Below are 3,866 nucleotides of genomic sequence, written 5' to 3' on the forward strand. Positions count from 1 at the left end.
ACGACGCTCTTCCGATCGCGGCCCCCGCGCGCCGCCGCGCCGGCGCGCGGTTGTTCAACTGTGCAGAAATTCCGTCGATGGCGTGCGTTCACGCGTATCGACGCGGAGCGGATCGGACGCGTTCCATCCGCCCGCGGCGAAAGCCGCGGGGATCAGTCGAGCGCGATGCGGCCGCGCAGAGAATTCGTCATGGCCTCGGTGATGATCACGTCGACGAACTGGCCTACCATGCGCGCATCGCCTGGGAAGTTCACGTAGCGCATGTTCTCGGTGCGCCCGGTCATCTCGTTGGCGTTCTTGCGGCTGGCGCCTTCGACGAGCACGCTCTGGCGCGTGCCGATCATGGCCTGGCTGATGCGGTTGGCGTTCTCGGTGACGGCCGACTGCAGGCGCTGCAGGCGCGCGTGCTTGACTTCGGCGCTGGTGTCGTCCTCGAGATTGGCCGCCGGCGTGCCGGGGCGCTTGGAATAGATGAAGCTGAAGCTCTGGTCGAAGCCGACGTCCTCGATCAGCTTCATGGTCTTGTCGAAGTCCGCGTCGGTCTCGCCCGGAAAGCCGACGATGAAGTCCGACGAGATCGAGATGTCGGGGCGCACTGCGCGCAGCTTGCGGATCTTCTGCTTGAACTCCAGCGCCGTGTAGCCGCGCTTCATCGCCGCGAGCACGCGGTCGGAGCCGGCCTGCACCGGCAGGTGCAGATAGTTCGCGAGCTTGGGCACGCTCGCGTAGGCCTCGACGAGCGAATCGGAGAATTCCAGCGGATGCGAGGTCGTGAAGCGGATGCGGCCGATGCCGTCGAGCTGTGCGATCGCATGGATCAGCAGGGCCAGGTCGGCGACGCCGCCGTCGTGCAGGGGGCCGCGGTAGGCGTTGACGTTCTGGCCGAGCAGATTGACTTCGCGCACGCCCTGGTCGGCGAGCGCTGCGACTTCGGCGATGACGTCGTCGAACGGCCGGCTGACCTCGTCGCCGCGCGTGTACGGCACGACGCAGAAGGTGCAGTACTTCGAGCAGCCTTCCATGATCGACACGAACGCGCTCGGACCTTCGGCGCGCGGCTCCGGCAGCTTGTCGAACTTCTCGATCTCGGGGAAGGAGATGTCGACCTGTGCCTTGCCGGTGCGGCGCTTGGCTTCGATCATCTCGGGCAGACGGTGCAGGGTCTGCGGGCCGAACACGAGATCGACGAACGGCGCGCGCTTGACGATGGCCTCGCCTTCCTGCGAGGCGACGCAGCCGCCGACGCCGATGACGACGTTGCCGTTGGCTTTCTTGAGCTCGCGCCAGCGGCCGAGCTGGGAAAACACTTTTTCCTGCGCCTTCTCGCGGATGGAGCAGGTGTTGATCAGGATGACGTCGGCCTCGGCCTCGTTCTCGGTCAGCTCCAGGCCGTGGGCGGCGCCCAGCACGTCGGCCATCTTGGACGAGTCGTACTCGTTCATCTGACAACCGTGGGTTTTGATGAACAGCTTGCCGGCCATGGAGCGAAACCAAAAAAGCGAATGGACTCGGCAGTTTACGCAGGTTTTGCGATGCCCGCCAGCGGCGCGGGAACCCGGACGCGATCGGGTGGTCTTGGAATTTCGCGTTTCCTGTCAGAAACTTGGCCCCACAAGTTGGGGAACCTCTGAACTACGCGGAACGCGGCCCTCGCGGCGGCAACGCCGATCCGGCAGCGCCGGACGGCCGCGCGAAGGACGTTCGGCGGGCTGCGGGATTGCAGCAGCGCACAGGAAGCGTGCCGCAGCCGTGTGTTCAGACCTTCTCCCTCAGAGGAATTCATGACGTCATCTTCGCGCCATCGCCGCGTACGCTGGCTGGTCGCCCTGGTCCTCGCAGGCCTCGGCGCGCCGGCGTTCGCGGGCGGCCTCTACCGCTGCAGCGGTAGCCGCGGCGAGCTCGCCTACACCAACAAGCCGGCCGGCTACGCGAACTGCGTACAGGTCGCCAACTACGCCGACAGCGCGGCCAAGCCGGTGACGGCGGCCACGGCCCCGGCCATGTCCAGGCCGGCGTTCTCGGTCGAGGCAGTCAGGCCGCCGACGGCAGCCGTTGCACCGGCATCGACTCCGGTCGCCGCATCGACGGCCGCCGCGACGCCGCAGCCGGGCCAGTGGCAGTATCGCGAAGGCGCCGCCGCAGCGCCGGCCGCCGGCGAATCGCCGAAAGTGCTGCGCGGCGCGGTCTACAAGATCAGCAAGAGCAACGGCACCACCGAGTACACGAACATCCGCCCGGCCGGCAAGCGCTACCAGGTGCTGTTCACCTACATCTCGACCTGCTTCGCCTGCGACGTGCATTCGACGGTCAACTTCTCGTCGACGCGGCTCAATCGCGACGCGTACCGCGCCGAGATCGCTGCGGCGGCCGCGGAGTTCGGCGTCGACGAGTCGCTGCTGCGCGCGGTCGTGCATGCGGAGTCGGCGTTCAATCCGAACGCGCTGTCGAACAAGGGCGCGCAGGGCCTGATGCAGCTGATGCCGGGCACGGCCGACGATCTCGGCGTGGACAATCCGTTCGACGCCGTGCAGAACATCCGCGGCGGCGCGCAGTACCTGGCCCGGCAGCTCAGGAATTTCCAGGGCAACGAAAGGCTCGCGATGGCCGCGTACAACGCCGGTCCGGCCAACGTGACGAAGTACGGCGGCGTGCCGCCGTTCGACGAGACCCGCGTCTATGTCGAACGCGTCTCCACCTTGCGCGACCGCTACCGCCAGTCGAACTGATCCGCGGCGGTTCTGCGCGTCAGCCGTTCGGTATCTGCATGCGGTTGAGCACGGGCCGCTGCACGAGTTCGGCGTCGGCCTCGAACGCGATGCCGGCGCGCAGGCCGGTCACGTGTACCTTGGTGCCCGGCGCGAGCGCCGCTTCGCGCCGGCGCAGTTCCAGCGGATCGTCGATCTCCTCGCCGTTGAACGTCAGCAGCACGTCGCCGGGCTGCAGGCCGGCCTGCGCCGCGGGACTCTGCGGATAGACCGCGAGCACCTGCGCGCCGCGCGCGAGGCTGGCCACGTCGACGTTCGCCGCGATCGGCAGGCGGCCGTATTCCACGCCGAGCCAGCCGCGCACGACGATGCCCTTGGCGATGATCTGGTCGAGCACGCCCTTGGCCGTCGCGACCGGGATCGCGAAGCCGATACCCTCGGCGATCTGGCGCTGCGGCACGTTGGCCGTGTTGATGCCGACGAGTTCGCCGCGGGCATTGACCAGGGCGCCGCCGGAATTGCCCGAGTTGATCGCCGCATCGGTCTGGATGAATTCCTCGTAGGCCCACTGGTCGAGCTGGCGGCCGATCGCGCTGGCGATGCCCATGGTCACGGTCTTGCCCAGGCCGATCGGGTTGCCGATCGCGAGCACCACGTCGCCGACGTTGACCGGCGGCGCTTCGTCGAGCTTCATCGTGGGCAGGTCGCCGGCGTCGATCTTGAGCACGGCCAGATCGGTGTCCTCGTCGCCGCCGACGAGGCGCGCGGTCGCGATGCGGCCGTCGTAGAGCAGCACCTGGATGTCGTTGGAGCGCGCGATCACGTGGTTGTTGGTTAGCACGTAGCCGTCGGCGCTGACGATGACGCCGGAGCCGAGGCTCTGCTCGCGCCGGTAGGACGGCGGACCGACGCTGATGCCGCCGAACATGCGCTGGGTCAACGGATCGACCTGGACCAGCCGGCGCTGCGCGGCGACGACCTTGTTCGCATAAATGTTGACGACGGCCGGCGCCGCGCGAGCGACGGCCTCGGCATAGGAGAACGGCGCGCCGCCGGCGCCGCTGGCCTGGACGGTAGCGGCCGGTGCGGCGGGCGCCACCGCGCCGGCTGTGGCCGGGACGGGCTCGCCGCGCAGGCGCGCCGGCACGTCGGGCCACAGGC

3 protein-coding genes are annotated in these 3,866 nt (G+C 68.4%); 1 reads left to right on the forward strand and 2 read right to left on the reverse strand.

Annotation, left to right across the window (positions count from 1 at the left end; all coding sequences use genetic code 11):
* Positions 1-152: 152 nt before the first annotated feature.
* On the reverse strand, positions 153-1,481 hold the full coding sequence (gene miaB / locus NON22_RS21435; protein ID WP_257389027.1) for a tRNA (N6-isopentenyl adenosine(37)-C2)-methylthiotransferase MiaB: 1,329 nt from the start codon (positions 1,479-1,481) through the stop codon (positions 153-155).
* Positions 1,482-1,781: 300 nt separating this feature from the next.
* On the opposite strand from miaB, the gene NON22_RS21440 reads away from it, so the two are divergent.
* Positions 1,782-2,726: a lytic transglycosylase domain-containing protein gene (locus NON22_RS21440; protein WP_257389028.1), complete on the forward strand. Its 945-nt coding sequence runs from the start codon at positions 1,782-1,784 to the stop codon at positions 2,724-2,726.
* A gap of 19 nt (positions 2,727-2,745) precedes the next feature.
* Here the strand turns inward: NON22_RS21440 and NON22_RS21445 are convergent.
* On the reverse strand, positions 2,746-3,866 hold a 1,121-nt coding region (locus NON22_RS21445; protein WP_257389029.1), incomplete at its 5' end, for a S1C family serine protease.

The organism is Tahibacter caeni, from assembly GCF_024609805.1.
In the GTDB taxonomy this organism is placed as follows: Bacteria; Pseudomonadota; Gammaproteobacteria; order Xanthomonadales; family Rhodanobacteraceae; genus Tahibacter; species Tahibacter caeni.